14 protein-coding genes are annotated in these 17,351 nt (G+C 32.7%); 10 read left to right on the forward strand and 4 right to left on the reverse strand.

Annotated elements, in window-relative coordinates:
- Positions 1–23: 23 nt before the first annotated feature.
- Together BUA98_RS10445 and BUA98_RS10450 are read right to left on the reverse strand one after the other, a co-directional pair.
- Positions 24–788 carry an SDR family oxidoreductase gene (locus BUA98_RS10445; protein ID WP_072972149.1) on the reverse strand — a complete coding sequence of 255 codons (765 nt, stop codon included), beginning with the start codon at positions 786–788 and terminating at the stop codon, positions 24–26.
- 112 nt (positions 789–900) lie between these two features.
- Complete coding sequence (locus BUA98_RS10450) at positions 901–1,491, reverse strand: TetR/AcrR family transcriptional regulator (RefSeq protein ID WP_072972152.1); 591 nt, start codon at positions 1,489–1,491, stop codon at positions 901–903.
- 237 nt (positions 1,492–1,728) lie between these two features.
- Here BUA98_RS10450 and BUA98_RS10455 point away from each other — a divergent pair, with 237 nt between their 5' ends.
- Positions 1,729–1,998, forward strand: coding sequence for a hypothetical protein (locus BUA98_RS10455; RefSeq protein WP_072972154.1), 270 nt, complete (start codon positions 1,729–1,731; stop codon positions 1,996–1,998).
- A gap of 55 nt (positions 1,999–2,053) precedes the next feature.
- Positions 2,054–2,338, forward strand: a complete 285-nt coding sequence (locus tag BUA98_RS10460) for a hypothetical protein (protein ID WP_072972157.1) — start codon at positions 2,054–2,056, stop codon at positions 2,336–2,338.
- A gap of 470 nt (positions 2,339–2,808) precedes the next feature.
- Here BUA98_RS10460 and BUA98_RS10465 read toward each other — a convergent pair whose 3' ends face one another.
- Positions 2,809–3,591 carry a hypothetical protein gene (locus BUA98_RS10465; RefSeq protein WP_072972159.1) on the reverse strand — a complete coding sequence of 261 codons (783 nt, stop codon included), beginning with the start codon at positions 3,589–3,591 and terminating at the stop codon, positions 2,809–2,811.
- A gap of 337 nt (positions 3,592–3,928) precedes the next feature.
- Between BUA98_RS10465 and BUA98_RS10470 the strand changes: the two genes are divergently transcribed.
- From BUA98_RS10470 to BUA98_RS10495, 6 genes are all read left to right on the forward strand, one after another.
- Complete coding sequence (locus BUA98_RS10470) at positions 3,929–5,041, forward strand: DUF262 domain-containing protein (protein ID WP_072972162.1); 1,113 nt, start codon at positions 3,929–3,931, stop codon at positions 5,039–5,041.
- Positions 5,038–5,841, forward strand: coding sequence for a HEPN domain-containing protein (locus BUA98_RS10475; protein ID WP_072972165.1), 804 nt, complete (start codon positions 5,038–5,040; stop codon positions 5,839–5,841). Before BUA98_RS10470 ends, BUA98_RS10475 begins: the two co-directional genes overlap by 4 nt.
- A gap of 544 nt (positions 5,842–6,385) precedes the next feature.
- Positions 6,386–7,918, forward strand: coding sequence for a class I SAM-dependent DNA methyltransferase (locus tag BUA98_RS10480; protein ID WP_072972167.1), 1,533 nt, complete (start codon positions 6,386–6,388; stop codon positions 7,916–7,918).
- Positions 7,915–9,279 (forward strand): restriction endonuclease subunit S, encoded by a 1,365-nt coding sequence (locus BUA98_RS10485; RefSeq protein ID WP_072972171.1) that lies wholly within the window; start codon positions 7,915–7,917, stop codon positions 9,277–9,279. Before BUA98_RS10480 ends, BUA98_RS10485 begins: the two co-directional genes overlap by 4 nt.
- Positions 9,280–9,282: 3 nt before the next feature.
- On the forward strand, positions 9,283–10,932 hold the full coding sequence (locus BUA98_RS10490) for a restriction system-associated AAA family ATPase (protein WP_072972174.1): 1,650 nt from the start codon (positions 9,283–9,285) through the stop codon (positions 10,930–10,932).
- Between the two features lies 1 nt (position 10,933).
- The gene (locus BUA98_RS10495; protein ID WP_072972177.1) at positions 10,934–11,968 is read left to right on the forward strand and encodes a hypothetical protein; all 1,035 of its coding nucleotides are present in this window, start codon (positions 10,934–10,936) and stop codon (positions 11,966–11,968) included.
- 178 nt (positions 11,969–12,146) lie between these two features.
- On the opposite strand, the gene BUA98_RS10500 is transcribed toward BUA98_RS10495, so the two are convergent.
- Positions 12,147–12,398, reverse strand: a complete 252-nt coding sequence (locus BUA98_RS10500) for a helix-turn-helix domain-containing protein (RefSeq protein WP_072972180.1) — start codon at positions 12,396–12,398, stop codon at positions 12,147–12,149.
- A gap of 528 nt (positions 12,399–12,926) precedes the next feature.
- Between BUA98_RS10500 and BUA98_RS10505 the strand changes: the two genes are divergently transcribed.
- Both BUA98_RS10505 and BUA98_RS10510 read left to right on the forward strand, forming a co-directional pair.
- The gene (locus tag BUA98_RS10505; RefSeq protein ID WP_072972184.1) at positions 12,927–15,950 is read left to right on the forward strand and encodes a SusC/RagA family TonB-linked outer membrane protein; all 3,024 of its coding nucleotides are present in this window, start codon (positions 12,927–12,929) and stop codon (positions 15,948–15,950) included.
- A 10-nt stretch (positions 15,951–15,960) separates the two neighbouring features.
- A complete protein-coding gene (locus BUA98_RS10510) occupies positions 15,961–17,343 on the forward strand; it encodes a RagB/SusD family nutrient uptake outer membrane protein (protein WP_072972187.1) in 1,383 nt (460 codons plus the stop codon).
- Positions 17,344–17,351: the final 8 nt, after the last annotated feature.

Genomic DNA, 17,351 nt, shown 5'->3' on the forward strand with positions numbered 1-17,351 from the left:
TATCGATTTTAGAGTTCTATTTATTACTTCAGACTTTGGTATATTTTTTTAGGGTTTACCAAATTGAAAGCCAGTTGTGGAAAAAACCTGCTCACTATATAAAGCAGTTTTGTATCGCCTACGCGAATGGTATATCGATCCTTTTTAATAGCGGTAATTAACTCTTTTACCAACTGCTCCGGAGTCATTTTCTTATCCTTTCTTTGGGCAGTCATCTCTGTTGCCACAACAGGAGGAAGCAACTCAAATACTTTTACTTTACTACCTAAAATTTCCAAATTCTTTCTAAGTGTTCTGGTATAAAAACTCAAGGCCGTTTTAGTTGCCGAATAAGTTGGTTCTTCCAAAGCCGGTACAATACTCAAAATTGAAGTTGTATTTATTATTGCACTTTCTTCTCTTGACTTCAACATATCTATAAAAAGGTTATTCAATCTTAAAACTCCAAAATAATTGATATTCATTTCGTAAATCGCATTCTTCAAAATTTCTTCATTTTTAATTCCGAGATTAAGCGCCGGACTTCCAACGCCTGCATTATTGTACAAAATATCTATTCCACCTAAAGAAACCACTGTATCAAAAAGTACTTTTGAATCATCAGGATTCTCAACATCGCTTTTTATAATGATTACTGACGGAAGTAACTTTTTCGCCGCCTCTAATTTATCCAGATTTCTCCCTGTGATAATTACCCTAGCTCCTTCGTCTAAAAATTGTTTGGCAGATTCTAAACCAATTCCAGAACTACCTCCGGTAATTAAAATCGTTTTTCCTTCAATAGTCATAATCTAATTATTTAAATTGTTTTGCATTAGCAACAGGAATAACCTGAAGATTTTTTACACTTTTAGTATGTTACAAAATATACTAAAAAGTATATTTTGTAATAAAAAAAAGTTATACTATATATTGTTCTAATTCCATTTTTAAGCTTTTGATAAGACCTTGCATTGGTTTTGCTGTTTCCATAACTCTACACATTACAATACCTCCTTCAACTGAAGCAACTAATTTAAAGGCAAAAATTACAGGATCAAGATCCTTTGAAAATTCGTCATTATCAATTCCATACTGAAGCAAAGCAGTCAATTCCTGCTGACCAATTTTAATTACTTTTGCTACTTTCTCCTTTATAACCGGGTAATTATCATCTACTTGTACAGCAGTATTAAATATCGGACATCCCCCAGAAATATAAGTTTCAAAAGGATTTTTATAGAAATCTAAAAAGGCAAATATTTTAGCTTTAATGGTCTTTCCTTTATAAACTTCTGCCCTGATTTTATCAGAAACCATTTTAAGCGATAAATCAATAACCTGTTCCGACAAATCATCTTTACCATCAAAATGACCATAAAGACATCCTTTTGTCAGCTTTGTTGCTTCCAGTACATCATCAATATTCGCTCCTGCAATGCCTTTCTCATTATATATTGGCACCGCAGTTTCTAGTATAAATTGTTTTGTTCTTTCTGCTTTTGTTAGCATTGCAATTTCTAAATTAGAGTACAAATATACTAAAAAGTATATTTTAACAACATAAAAATAAAATAAAAATACTTTACTGTTAACCTCGTAAAAAAAGCTAATAAAATTGATTACTCTTATTTCTGACAATTAAATGTACTGTGAATTATATAATTACACCTGACCTATTATATAAAATGATCTATTACTAAACAGGTAATTTTATTTTATGAAGTTATTAAACTTAAATAAAAACATATGGAAAACTTAATTAATCAGGAAAACCTCGAAGATATTAGAGAACTTATAGAGAACAAAATAAAAGATATTCCCGGAGAATTGATTCTTGCAGGCGCACTTGGATCTATAATTTTATCTTCTTATTTAAATAAAACAGGCCATACGCATGCTGCCTCTATAATTGGATCACTGGCTGTGCCTATAGCAGGGATAGGTCTTGCAAAATATAAAGACGTCTTAAAATCAGGAATTGCAAGTTTTGAAAACCCTGAACAGGAAGTTTCGTAATCTGTCTAACTGAAAAATAGTTTGCTGACAAACTACTAACTTTAAACTAATTTATATGAAATCTGAAAATTATCTTTATTCATCTGAGGAACCTATAGATGATATAACATATTATGAAGAGCAGTTGTTATTAAATTATGATGATTATCTGGATAACGCATTTGAGGCTGAATTGACTGCCAGCAACCATTACAACCTGGAACTTGGTTATTTGGAAGAAAATCTTGCAGATGATATGGAGTCTGAATACGACGAAAATGACTGGGAAGAATTGGAATCTATTGGCCTAGAAGGTGAATATGATAAAAACGAAGGACAACCTGGAGCTTTTTTAATATAAACTTAAAATATCCAAAGAAGAAGAATATAAAAAGGAATGATTTTAAGTTTTAGAAAAATATGCAAAAAACAAAAAAGCCACTCGATTGAGTGGCTTTTGTTGTGATCCCAGAAGGATTGCAACCATAGGCAACAAACCCGCATCAATTCTATCTTTCAGTAATTTCAAAAACCGTTTTGCCACGGTTTTGCCACATTTTTTTGATCGATTTTGAAAACACTTAAAATAAACAAAAAAAGCCACTCAAATTGATGAGTGGCTTTCTACGTGAACGCAGAAGGATTCGAACCATAGGTCACAAACCCGCAACAACACTATACTTTCAGTAATTTCAAAAACCGTTTGCCACGATTTTGCCACATTTATTTTAGATGTTTTAAAAACAACCTACTTATTGATTCTAGAGAATATCGTAATTCTATTGCAAAGTTAATTATTCCCGACTAATTTTCGTTAATTGACTAAACTTTTTAATTCAGTGATTCAGCCTGCTGGTCCGTTTCAACTGCAAGTTGAATAACATGCTGAACCAGAAAAGCATCAATCAGGGAAAGTGCATAATCCTTATCAATAGGCAGCATATCCCGTTGTAAAACTTCATCAATATAATTTTCCGCATTCCATAAGTTCCTCACTAAGTCCGGATGATCAGGCTCAACTCGTTGCATTACCCTTTCGAAAGATGCTTCAGCTGTTTCGAGAAATTCAATCCTGTCTGCTCCAGCCAGTGGTAAAGCAGAAATTTGCAAATTATTTTTAATTTTCATGGGTTTAAATATTTGATTATTATCAGAAGATTTTTCGCTTTTGCTCAAACGGTAATCGTAACCATCAGTTTGATGCCCGTCTACATCAGCAAAAACAATTTGGAAAATATCCAGTTTATCCTCGTCATCGAACAGAAAATCTTTCTCTCGTTGTTCTGCCGAAAGATATATATCCCATTCTATAATGCTGATTTTGTGCATATTTTCGAATAGTAGTTTAGACAATTGAAGTGCCGAAGGAGATGCCTTTAGCATATCTGTCCATTTTGTAAAGCCCGCCAACTTTGCAATGCAGTGCTGAGCGTTCATTAAGGTGAAATTGCCTTCATCGATATCGAAATCGAGAGCTAGCGCATCTACATCGAAATACTTTGGCGTATACTGATAAAGGTCGCGGCCATAAGTGGGATCGTAATAGGGCTTTTGTGTTTTAAAATCTCGGTAAAGATTTTTTGCTTGGAGTTTGAAGTACTCAATAGTTTTCATAATACATTCCTTTTAATACCGGCAATATTATCCTGAATTTGAGCGTTCGTAATCTTGTTTGGATAATATGCAGGAAGGTTTGCACTATTAAACTATTGGCTGATAAAATCTTTGCACGAACGAGCAAGCTTGCCAACAAGCATGTACAAATCTAAGAATAAAATTCTTAGATCCAAAAAAAAAACACTTAACCAAGTTTTTGAATTGTTTCCATCTGAATTGACATTCAACTAAATCACATTTGTAGCAGTACAAAGATTTATAAGTAAACACGACGTCTAATTTCAAGATTTTTAATTAGTGAAATAAGCTATCTTTGGTTTTTAATATTTTACATATGGATAATTTAAAATACAATCTTACATCATTACAGGAAAAAGCAAAAGAGCGGACAGTCAAAACGCAAGGTATTGAGTACGATATTGAGACCTTGATTAAAAAGATCGACAAAGGTGTTGTGAAACTAGACCCTGATTATCAAAGAAGACATAGGTGGGACGATAAAACATCTTCACGACTAATTGAAAGTCTTATCTTGAATATTCCAATACCCATAGTTTATATATCACAGGATGTAGATGTAGACTCAGAAACTGAAGAATCCAGGTATTCTGTTATTGATGGTCAACAGAGACTTACAGCAATGTATAATTTTTTAAAAAATAAGTATGCTCTGACTGGTATTGAAACCTTAGACGAACTTAACGGTTGTTACTATAAAGATTTACCCCCATTTTTAATTAGAAGATTAGAGGAAAGAAGTGTAAAATGTTTAAGAATCGATTCAACAATCGATTCCCAAGTAAAATATGATATTTTTGAACGCCTAAATTCTGGATCCATTAAGCTTGAAGCACAAGAATTAAGAAATGCTGTTTATAGCGGTAAATTTAATGATTTATGTAAAAGCCTATGCTCAAATGTTAATTTTAGAAAACTTCTACAGATCGACATAGATACTCCTGAAATGAACAATCGTGTAAAAAAAATGGAAGATGTAGAAATAGTTTTGCGTTTTTTTACATTAATTGATAATAATTACGAAAATTACAAGAAAACAAAAGATAAAGGTTTTACAGATTTTCTTTCAGCAACCATGAAAAGATATTCACAAGCAGAAGACGGTGAATTACTAACATTAAAAACAAAATTTGAGAAAACGTTTTTTATAATTAATCGTGATTTTGGAGATACTGCGTTTGCAAAATATAAAGATGATGATGAAAATCTAAAATTGCAGTCCAAATATAACGTAGCAGTTTTTGATGCACTTGCGACTACTTGTCATGATTTAATTTTTAATGAAGGAATTTTCGAGTTTGGTGCAAAAAAACAGGAATTTTTAAAACTGTTTTTTGACCGAGATTTTTATGATTCTATATCAGGAAGTTATTTAGATATAACTAAGCTTAAATTTAGAATAGAAAAAGTCAAAGAAATTCTCAGATGAACGAAACTTATATAAGCTTAAGATTTGAACAAATAGAAAAACGGTTTAATGAAGTTGAGATACTTATAAAATTAGCAGTTCAGTATCAATCTGATATAGAAACTTACCAATCTTTATGTAGATCAGCCCACGTTATGCTAGTTAGTCATTTTGAAGGACTGTATAAAGATATTGCTAAGGACATTATCGACGATTTAAATTCCAGATCGACATTTTATGAAATCAAAAGGCCAATTTTTAAGACTTATTGCTCGTATTTTATCCATCAAAGTGAATCTGACAAATCTTCTGAAACTATCAGGCAAAGATTATGGGAGGCATTTAAAGATTATCCATGCAAGTTAGATTATGGACCATTTTTATTTGTAGATAATAAAAATCCCACGCCGCAAATAATTGAATCTATTTTAGAAAAATTTGGAATAAAAAATTTCTTTTGGTCGCTAGAAGGTTCTGATCTTGATATTGTTTTTGAAGACCAGAAAACAAAAATCATGAAACTGCGGAATAAACTTTTAATGTACTGTAAAAAGTCCACGCAGACTTTCCCGTACACAGTTGACACAAGTATTTACAATCCAACTCTCAAAGAGAACACCCAAAAGAAAAGAACTCTATGGGAAGATTTCATAAATAATTTTTTAAAAGAAAGACATAATATTATTCACGGTCACACGCTAGACAATCCTAACGACCATGAATCACTCCTATCAGCTAAAATAAAAATTGAAATAATTATTTTTGTATACATAATCAACATTTCGTCAAATTCGAGTCCAATAATATATTTACCAGAATAAAAAATGTTATTTTTAATCGAAAATTGCAATAATTATATTTTAGATAAAATTCTCTTAAAGAGGCAGAGCACGACACAGAAACAGAAGAATTTTGAAAGCCATATTGTCAAATGGTTTCTTATAGATAATTTTGCTTTTCGTGCGCATATTACATTTCGGAACAAAATGGATTTTTAATTAGAGAATTGCGATATAATCTAGTGCTACTAAGCACTTAAATCATTTATAAGTACGTACTATAATTATATCATTTAAATGGAGCAAAATAGTATGATAATTCAATCAAGTATGTTAGTCTACAATTTTTCGTCAGCACGTAAATATAAATTTGGAAATAAGGACCATTACATTGAGATTGATCAGAAAAGTGATAAGTCTTAATATAATACGATTTGCAAGTAACGATTTAAAGTAAATTATTCGTTGGAAATTATACATTAAGTTGCGAGAAATTTTGATAAAAAAAATAAAATTCGTGAAAAACTAAATTGATGTTAGACTGCTTTATCAATAGTTTAAAATACAATAAAATAAAGAAAATTAAATGCTTAATCAAGAAATAAAAAATAAAATCAATCAGTTGTGGGATTTATTCTGGTCAGGAGGAATGGCAAACCCTTTAACAGCTTTAGAACAAATATCATATCTACTTTTTATGAAAAGAGCAGAGGATGTAGGACTTGTTAAAGAAAAAAAATATAAATGGAGTATTTACACTTCAGAGCAAAAATATAAAGCAGACTTACCTACGTATATGAAAGAAGTCTTCAATTATATTAAAAACTTGTACTCACAACAGGAGTCTTTTGCTGCAGCTATGGAAGGTGCAGAATTTCGGATTGAAAAATTATCATTATTAAATGCGGCAATAGAATTAATAAATGTAATATATGCTGAGGCTGATAAAGAAAGAGAGGAAGGTCAATATTTTCAGGATACATTAGGGGATTTTTATGAGCTAATATTAAAACAAACTAGTGAAGCTGGAAAGAACGGTCAATTCAGAACTCCGCGACATATAATTCAATTAATGTGTGAAATATTGCAACCAACTATTGATGATACAATTTGTGACGTTACAGCTGGAACATCAGGTTTCTTAGTCGGTGCATATCAATATATTATAAGCCAAAATTCAGATGAAGAAGTAAAAATTGATGAAAATGGCTTTCCAAAGAGAAATTCTGGAAATTTAATTATCAAAGGATCAAAAAAGGAAGAAAAACTAACAAAGAATACTTTTTTCGGTTACGACATAGATACTACTATGATTCGCCTTGGAATGATGAATCTTTTGATGCACAACATAAAAGAGCCAAAGATTAAACATATCGACTCAATATCTGAGAAATTTGATGAAATTGAGAAAGGTACTACTTACTCAAAAATCTTAGCGAATCCACCATTTACTGGAAGAATTGACAGTTTGGAAGCGACAACTTCTAGCAAAATTTACAAACCAATTTATAAAGATGGAAAGAGAGCCAAACAAATAATCCAATCAGAAATCTTATTTTTAGAAAGAATAATTCAATTGCTAAAAGTTAATGGACAAGCGGCAGTTATAGTTCCCGAAGGAGTTTTATTTGGATCAGCTAGGGCAGCAACTAGCATTAGAGAATTATTATTAAATACTTGCTCTCTTGATGCCGTAATTTCTTTACCAAGTGGCGTATTTATGCCTTACACAGGAGTTAAAACTTCAATACTAGTATTTACTAAGAAGAAAACTAAAAAATCAGGATTTAATACTGAAAAAATTTGGTTTTACGGAATGATTAACGACGGTTACAGCTTAGATGTGAGCAGAAAGCAGCTTAAACAAAAGCCTTTACCACAAGTTGTAAATGCATTTAAAGATAGATTACAACTCTCAGACTTTGATCGTAAGAAAGATCATTTTTTTGTCAGTTTAGATGATATCAAGAATAATAATTTTCAATTAAGCTTTAACCAATATAAATCATTTGTTTATGAAAATCAAGAATTTGAAGATCCGAAAATTTTATTAAATAAGTTACTAGACTTCGAAAAAGAAATTGTTGATGGACTTGAAGAATTAAAAGAAATTTTATGATAAAAATTAAAGATCATTTTTTAGTAAAAAATGGATTTGCTTTTAAAAGTGATGACTTTATTAAATCTGGTATTCCTCTAATTAAAATAAAGAATATTACTGAAAATTCTGTTAACTTATCATTTACGAATATGGATTATTTGCCAAACTCCTATTTGAATGATCACTCAAGTTTTTTAGTAAAACAAAATGATATATTAATAGCATTATCAGGCGCGACTTTAGGAAAATTTGCTCTGTATGACAATCCTCAAGCATCATTATTAAATCAAAGAGTAGCTCTAATTAGACCATTAAATAATGATGTCAATATAAAATATTTATATTATTATTTATTTCAAATAATAGATTCGATAAAGAGTAAAGAAAAGGGTGGAGCCCAAGCTAATATAAGCACTACCGATATTGAAGGTACCGAAATATTCTTACCATCTATTGAAGTCCAAAATAAGATTGTTAATAGTTTAGACAAAATTCAATCATTAATAGAACTAAGAAAAAAGACAATTAGAATCGTTGACGAAATAACTCAATCTGTGTTTTTAGATATGTTTGGAGAAAATAAGAAAGAATGGAAACAAGGAACTTTTAATGATGCAATTTTGACTACTCAATATGGCTTGCCAAAATCTTTAACAAGAGAAAAAACTGATTTTCCTATTTTAAGAATGAATAACATTACTTATGACGGCAAACTAGATTTAAAAGATCTAAAATGGATTAAATTAAATTCAAAAGAATCTTCTGTTTATGAGCTTAAAAAAGGAGACTTACTTTTTAATAGAACTAATAGTAGAGAACTAGTGGGGAAAACCGCTATATGGGATAGAGATGAAAAATTTTATTTTGCTGGATACCTAGTTAGGATTAAGTTGAAAAAATCCGCAAATCCATATTTTATAAATGCGTTTTTAAATTCTCACTATGGAAAAAAAATGCTATTCAATTATGCAAAGGCCTCTGGAAACCAGTGTAATTTCAGTCCGCCCTTATTAAAAAAACAATTCCTTTTTATTCCTCCTATTGATTTACAGAACAAATTTGAAAAAAAAATAAAAGTAGTTGAAAAGCAGAAATTAAAACTTGTTGCGAATCTGGAAACATTAGAAATGCTTTTTAAATCCTATCTCCAAATTGCATTTTTAAAAAATACTAGTAAAGAAAAAACTGAGTTGCATAAATATTTGAATGATATGTTTCTGCAACAGGAATTATTTGGAAAAATTACAACACAAGATTTTCAGCTAAAAAATGAATATGATAGAGCAAAAGAAATCCTGTTTGATTTACTAGAAAGCGGTGAAAGTAAAATTTCACAAACTTGTGAAAATAACGAAAAAATACAAATACAAATTTCATAAATCATGAAATTAATAAAATTGAAAATCAAAGATAATTTTAGAGGTTTAAAAGATGACTTTGAAATAAACTTCCATGATTATAATAATGGTAATTTAGCCGAATTCCATCCCTTTTGTTTAGCAGGACAAAATGGATCGGGAAAGTCAAATATTTTAGAAGCTTTAGCCAATATTTTTTACCACCTTGAATGCTGTACAAGTAATTTTCCCAAATATGCGTTTTTAAGACATGAAAGCACACCTGATGTCTATGAGATTGAATATCTAATATCTAATGTGAATTCAGTAATAATTGATGATTTATCACATATAAAAATTTCAAAAAATCAAGGATTCGCACCTAAAATGTCTATAAACAGTGCTGAGTCTATAGAAGTCACTAAAGATTATGGTAAAAGTTTTTTACCTGATCTTGTAGTAGCATATTCATCTGGTGAAAATGAAACATTAAGTTTACCTTTTATAAAAACAAAGCTTTTTCAATATGATCAGTACTTACAAGATTTTGTAAAAAATAGTATTTATGATAAGCCGAAAAGCAGTTTATTGTTTATAGATTATGAAATGAGTCAAGCTGTATTATTGACAATATTATTATTTTTTGATTTTGAAATTGATGGTAAAAAAAGCGTTTTATTTCCATTAGATGAGGAATTAGGAATTAAAGGGATTCAACAATTTACAATAAATTTAAATAACAAGTGGCAAAAAACAGTTAGCAATTATGAGGGAGAATTGGAAATGGAAACTGTTAACGATGAATACTATTTAAATGATAAGGAAAAAAAGAATTATAAAGGTCGAATACTAGATCACATTAGCGAACAATTAAAAAAAATTGAAGATTGCGCTACATGTACTTTTAAAAATGAAGATTTTACCTCACTTGATTTTTGGATAAACGATTGCACAAAAAAGTTAATACGGCAGAAATTTAAAAACAACCCTTATGATTTTTTTAGCATTTTTCAAATGCTACATGCATTAAATGAAAGAGTTGAAAAAAATTCTGAAAAAGTTGAAGTTTATAATTCAAAAGGCTACTATACGGACTACAAAAAACCCGAGTACAACTGGTTTTTTAATTTTTCGAATTACTTTATTAAGCAATATGATATGAAAACTGAAAAAATTAAAAGTTTACTTTTAAAACAACTATCAGACGGTGAACAACAGTTTTTACACACACTGGGAATATGCTTAATGCTAAAAAACAAGAGGACACTACTACTTTTGGATGAACCTGAAACACATTTTAATCCGAATTGGCGCTCAAAGTTTATTTATATTCTTCGTAAAACCTTAGAAGCGGGTGGCGAAAACTTTTTATCAAAAGACATTATTATAACTTCTCATTCTCCTTTCATTATTTCTGATTGTTTGCCGGACAAAGTTATTATATTTGAAAAAGGTAAGAAACCTGAAAATGCTAAATTTAATACATTTGGAACTTCAATTGATATCATAACTGAAGAAATCTTTAAAAATACTCAAACTATCGGAGACTATTCTAAAAGTAAATTACAGAATATCGAATTTTCTAATATAAAATCAGAAATAGATGTACTTAATGCAAAAAAATCAATCTCCACTTTAGGAGATTCTTTAGAGAAAGATCTAACTCTTTTAAGACTTAACAAATTGAAATTTTAATATGCTGCAAAATATAAAGCAACCGGCAAGTATCTATAAAAATCAATTACATAACTGGATCGAGCATTTAGTGTGTAATGTTTGGTGTGAAGCTTCCTTAGTATGTACAGCTGAAAGTCTTTTAATGGCGGATTTTAAAAAACTTTATACTAAATATGAATGGTTAAAAAGAGATATAGATGATATCTATACCCTGTGTTCTAAACTATCAGTAGCTAGTAAAAGGAAAATAAAGGATGCTTTTATAAAAACAAACCAAATTGAAAAATTATGCGAAAATGACGTACAACTTGTTATGCTTGATAAATTACCAAATGTTGTAAAGTTAAAAATGAAGCCATTTTTTGAAAATTTATATAAAGATCTCCTTGATAAAAAACTTTCACCTATATCGAAAATGGAATATTACAAGGAGCTTCAATCCTTAAATAACTTCATTAATTGTCCTTGTTGTGGGTATATGCCATTTGAAGGAGTTTTTAGTAAAAATAGAGAAGATTTAGATCATTTTTTTTCAAAAGCTCATTTTCCCTTTGCAAGTATAAATCTAAATAATCTATCTCCACTATGTGGTAAATGCAACTCAGATAACAAAAGGGATTTCAATCCAGTACTAGGGAAATTAGGACAGGAGAGGAAAGCATTTTATCCATATCAAGCTAATCCAACTAATATACAAATTGAAATAACTTTGTCGAAGGATTTTACAAATATTATCCAAGATATTCTTGTCAATAATTTAAATCCAAAAATATCTCAAAAACAGATTAAAATTACATTAAAAGGTGGTGAGCAAGATAAGGTTAATACATGGAATGAATTATATAATATTAAAAGCAGATATTTTGATCGAACGCAGGGTTTCACAAATTCAGTTTTAAAGAAAATTTTTAAAAAGAAAACAAAACTTGGAGATTATTCTGCAGCGATTAAAGAGTATATAGATGAGATTGATCATGAATTGTATGTACATGAGCACTTTATACAAATTCCTTTCGTAACGGCATTAGACTTACAATTAAATAATTCCATCTAACGATTACTTATTTCAAATTCATAGTAGCATAATCGACCTTACTATAATTTATTTAAAAAGTAACATTTTTATGCTTGTTTATTTTACTCTATAATCTATTTCAGGATTGAACTTTTGAAATTAAGTGATATTTGTTTTCTATATCTTATGCTAAGTTTTTAGTATACAAAAAGTTAATTTAATAGTCTAAAAGTTCTTTTAATGAGATGTTTAAAACCTGTGCTATAGCTAATAAAGTATCGAATTGAACATTTACTTCACCTCGTTCAACCTGTCCAATAGTCTTTTTGTTTAAGTAGTCACTTCGATCAGCAAGTTCCTGCTGTGAAATGTGACGGTTTTGATATTCAGAGCTTTTAATTTTTCGTCTTAACTGTAAAATATGCTCCCCAAATTTTACTCTTTCCTTAATAAAGTCAATTTCATTCATACGTTAAATTTCATCGGAAAAAAGAAAATAACTGGTACCCTTAAAGGTACTGCAATAATTATTTTGTATATTTGCGCAATTACTTCTGATAAGAAGTGTAAATTTGCGATTCTTCATATAAAATATTTGAAGCATTTCGCTTTGAATCCTGTTTCAAAAAACTTGGCAGTTTAAACCCGCAGGATGATAAGTAGATTGCTCACGCTTAAAGGCGTGGGCTCACTTATTTGTGGGTAGGTATGCCAAGTACCTTTGAAACGATAAGATGAGTTTAAACCCACGCCTCCTTTTTAGGGCGTTCTATTCATATTTTCATCTTTAATTCTTAGCAATTGCTTTTTTAATTAGTCTCGCGTTAATCGAAATGTCTAATCTTAAACTATTTCTATTTGTAAAAAGACCAGAAATTAAATTATGACCATCAAGCCGTTTACTGGATGCATAAAAAATGGCCCTCTACCAGCGACAAAACTTGTATAGAGGACCGTAGCCAATCAAACCAACGTTTAACTAACCAATCCCAATATTATGAATAATTTTTCATTTTACAAGGATGGGAAAGCTCTTTATTGCCTATTTTTTATCTGGCTAAGCTTCTCTTTCTCATCAATTTTTGCCAAATCTTCCGATAGGAACTACACTTCGTTTTTTCAGCAACATAAAGTTCAAGGCACTGTCACGGATGGCACCAATCCCCTGCCTGGCGTAACCATTGCCATTAAAAACAAAAAAAACAATATAGTAATTACTGACTACAGCGGTCAGTTCTCGCTTTCTACGTCCCCATTTGATACACTTGTAGTCTCTTACATGGGGTTTAAAACTGCGCTTGTTCCCATTCAGGGACGCTCGGTTGTTAATATCATACTTTCCTATGATACTACCACGCTTCAGGAAGTAAAAGTTAATGCTGGATATTACTCTGTCAAAGAAAGCGAACGCACAGGAAGCATTGCCAGAATTACCTCCAAGGATATCGAAACACAGCCGGTAACCAATGTGCTGGCCACAATGCAGGGCCGAATGGCGGGCGTGAACATCATACAAAACACCGGTGTGCCTGGTGGAGGTTTTGACATTAAAATAAGGGGTCAGAACAGTATTCGAAGCGAAGGCAATGCTCCACTTTATATAATTGACGGTGTGCCATTTGCCTCTGACCCCATTGGCTCCAATTATACCGGTACTACATTTCCAAATGTAACTAGCCCGCTGAATAGCATCAATCCAGATTCTATAGAGAGCATTGAAATACTAAAAGATGCCGATGCGACATCCATATACGGCTCAAGAGGCGCGAATGGAGTTGTGCTTATAACAACAAAAAAAGGAAAGGCTGGAAAAACAAAATTTAGCATTACCGCCTCAACAGGTACTGGAACAGTTACTAAGTTTTTAAAACTTATGGATACTAATCAATATTTAGCCATGCGAAAACAGGCTTTTATAAATGACGGACTAACCGAGTACAATTTTTGGGATTATGACATCAATGGAACTTGGGATCAAAACCGGTACACAGACTGGCAAAAAGAGCTCTTGGGAGGGACTGCACAAATTACAGATCTTCAGGGAAGCATTTCTGGAGGATCCGACAACACTCAGTTTCTATTCAGTGGAAGTTATCATACGGAATCGACTGTATTTGTAGGCGACTTTCTCTATAAAAAAGGCGGCGGACAGCTTAATATTAACCATCATTCCAACGATCAAAAGTTCAGATTAACTTTTTCAGCAGGACTTAATGCTCAAAAAAATGATCAGCCTTCGTATGATTTCTCATATGATGCGCGTGCCCTGCCTCCAAATGCGCCGGCGCTTTATCTGCCAAATGGAGAACTAAACTGGGAGAACGGGACGTGGGAAAACCCGCTTCGGAATCTCAATACAAAATTCGAGTCTGCAACAAATGATCTTGTTGCCAATACGGTTTTATCATATGAATTACTCCCGGAGCTAGTGCTTAAAAGCAATCTGGGATATACTAATCTTAACAATAAGGAAACACGCGTGATTCCTTCAACTATATACAATCCCGCTTATAATGTAAGTCCGGCCAATTCCGTTATATTTCTAAATTCGACAGACCGGTCTTCGTGGATAATAGAGCCGCAGATTAATTGGAAAAAAGAACTATGGGGTGGAAAAATAGACTTTCTTGCCGGTGCAACTTTTCAAAACCAAACAACTGACAGAAATATCCAAACTGCCACCGGCTTTAGCTCCAACAGCCTTATTTATGATTTATCGGCCGCTTCTATAACCCGAATCCTGCTGAATGATGAAACCCAATACAAATATCAGGCTTTTTTTGGCAGGCTTAATTATAACTGGCAGCAACGTTATATTGTCAATCTTACTGCAAGGCGAGACGGCTCCAGCCGCTTCGGACCGGGAAATCAATTTGCCAATTTCGGTGCCATCGGTGCAGCCTGGCTTTTCTCCAATGAAACTTTCTTTCATGACAACTCGTGGTTTACCTTTGGGAAAATCCGCGCAAGTTATGGAACCACAGGAAATGATCAAATCGGCGATTATCAGTTCTTAAATACATATACCACATCAGGTGTTCTCTATAATGGCACTGTTGGTCTTAGACCATCAAGGCTCTTTAATCCTGATTTTGGATGGGAAACCAATAAAAAATTGGAAGTTGCCATGGAACTCGGCTTTCTGCAGGACCGTATTTTCACTACAGCTGCATGGTATCAGAATCGTTCTTCGAACCAGCTTGTAGGTGTTCCTCTTCCCGGAACAACCGGCTTTACGGTGCTTCAGTCTAATTTGGATGCGACAGTCGAAAATACGGGACTGGAACTTACACTACGTACACTAAATTTTAAAGGCAGTTCATTCAACTGGACTACAAGTTTGAACCTGACTTTCGCAAAAAATAAACTTCTGCATTTTCCCGGACTTGAAAGCTCTCCCTACAATCAGCAGTACCGCATCGGCCAGCCGCTGAATATTGAACTGCTTTATAAGTACAAAGGGGTTAATTCCCAAACTGGGGTTTACGAATTTGAAGATCTAAACAAGGATGGCAAAATATCTTTTCCAGACGACCAACAGACTATAGCAGATTTAAATCCAAAGTATTACGGAGGGCTTCAAAATCAGTTTTCCTACGAAAACCTTACACTTGATTTCCTATTTCAGTTTGTAAAGCAAAAAAACAGAACCTATCCAATGGGGCCTGCCGGAATGATGTCAAATCAACAGGCAAGAATAGCAGACAGCTGGACACAGCAAGGTGATGTAAAACCGTACCAAATAGCTACAACAGGGTATAACAGTGATGCATTAACAGCAGATTACCTGTATTCTGAAAGCGACGCTTCGATAACTGACGCTTCATTTATACGTCTAAAAAACATATCACTTACTTATAATGTTCCTCTGCATTTAAAGGAAATGCAATGTAAGATCATGCTGCAGGGTCAGAATCTTTTGACTTTTACCAAATACGACGACGGCGATCCCGAATTTACAAGCTATGGTTTCCTGCCTCCATTAAAAGTTATAACAGCAGGAATACAATTAACATTCTAAATAAGTTATTATGAAAACAATATATCATACCACAAAATTTGTTCTTCTATTCTGCATTACGGCTACCACCGTATCCTGCGATTCATTTGTAGAAGTAGATCTCCCGAAATCACAATTAACCAGTACAGCTGTATTTGAAGACTATGCCACAGCAGATGCAGCGTTGACTGATATTTACGCCAACATTCGCGATACAGGAATACTCTCAGGAGAAGGTTATGGAATTTCAAACCAATTGGGAAATTACACAGACGAATTGACCAGTAATGAAAATCCCGGCAATACGAGCATTCCTTTTTATAACAATGCTCTTCTGCCTTCCAATACAGTGGTGGCAGGCTACTGGAATTCGGCTTACAATCAAATATATGCCGCCAATGCCATAATTGAGGGTTTACAGACAAGCAGCAGTCTTTCTGCCGAACAGAAAAAACAGTTAAAGGGAGAAGCACTTTTTATTCGATCATTGCTGCATTTATATCTGGTTAATATTTTTGGAGACATTCCCTACATCACCCAAACTGATTACAAAAAAAATAGGGTTGTTACCAGAATGCCGTCGTCTAAAATTTACGAAAGTATAATCCTTGATCTTGAGGAGGCAATTTTAATGCTGCCAGCTGCTGATAATCTCGAAAGATTGAGGCCAAACCAATCCGCGGCAAAAGCATTAATGGCCAGAGCATATCTTTACAATAATTCTTATCCCGAAGCCTCAAACTTGGCATCGGCTGTTCTCAATCAAGAGGAAAGATATCTTTTGGAAAATATTGATACCGTATTTCTTATAGATTCGAAAGAAACAATCTGGCAGCTGCAATCCGGAGAATCCGGCAGAAATACTGCCGAAGCATCATTTTTTACTTTTACTTCCGTTCCTCCCCCTCAGGTTTCTCTCAGTTATAACCTTGTTAATTCTTTTTCAGATAATGATCTGCGTAAAACAAAATGGATAAAATCAGTTTCGAACGGAACTAATGTTTGGTACCACCCCTATAAATATAAAGAGAACAACGCGACAGCAGTTTCAAAAGAATACTCAGTTGTTTTGCGCTTGGGCGAACTATATCTTATCCGCGCAGAGGCCAGAGCCCGGCAGGGTGACCTAATCGGGGCAAAAGAAGATCTGAATAAAATCAGGAAACGTGCAGCACTAAACGATACAGATGCCATTAGCAAAGAAGAAATTCTCAATTCCATTCTACAGGAAAGAAGATGGGAACTGTTTACCGAACGCGGTCATCGCTTTTTTGACCTTAAACGCTTTGCGCAGCTTGACGCGGTATTAAATGGATTAAAACCGGGATGGAATACAACTGACAAACTATTTCCAATTCCTCAGACCGAATTAAGCACAAATCCAAATCTTCGCCCTCAAAATCCGGGATATTAAATCAACAG

Source organism: Flavobacterium saccharophilum (genome assembly GCF_900142735.1).
Taxonomy (GTDB): Bacteria; Bacteroidota; Bacteroidia; order Flavobacteriales; family Flavobacteriaceae; genus Flavobacterium; species Flavobacterium saccharophilum.